Annotated in this window: 1 protein-coding gene; it reads right to left on the bottom strand. The window is 48.3% G+C overall.

The genetic code is table 11. From position 1 onward, the window contains the following. Positions 1-511 (bottom strand): GntT/GntP/DsdX family permease (locus K0039_RS24860; RefSeq protein ID WP_500303706.1); only part of this gene is annotated, 511 nt, incomplete at its 3' end. Positions 512-532: the final 21 nt, after the last annotated feature.

The raw sequence follows: 532 nt of genomic DNA on the forward strand, positions 1-532 counted from the left end.
ATTTAAATGTTTCATTGAGCGTAGCGCCGCAATATTGCTTCACTAGCCAGAAAAGCGAGTCCGTAACGATAGTGCAGCCAATTGCACCTGAACCGATAGCAATCGCAATAATTTCCGGGCTGATGTCGGGATACAGCGGCAGCATGGGTGCAACAATTGCCGTTGCCCCCATCATTGCCACGGTAGCGGAGCCCACTGCCGCATGCAGAATAAGAGCCACTAACCAGGCCAGAAGAATCGGGTGCATATGCATATTGGAGAGAATAACTGCCAGCGTATCAGCGAGACTGCTGCTTTTTAAAATGGCGTTGAATGCGCCTCCGGCCCCGATAATCAGCAAAATATTAGCAATAGAACCGAAGCCATTTTCCGTATGTGTGAGCATCGTCCCCATGCTCATATGCTGGCGTATACCCAACACATAATAGGCGACAAACACGGCGATAAACATGGCAGTGATAGGGTTGCCAATAAACTCAACCAAGATATACAAACCACTCTCACGCGCCATATTCAATTCGGCAATCGTTTT

The sequence above is a fragment of the Terrisporobacter mayombei genome (genome assembly GCF_020748465.1).
GTDB classification, from domain to species: Bacteria; Bacillota; Clostridia; order Peptostreptococcales; family Peptostreptococcaceae; genus Terrisporobacter; species Terrisporobacter mayombei.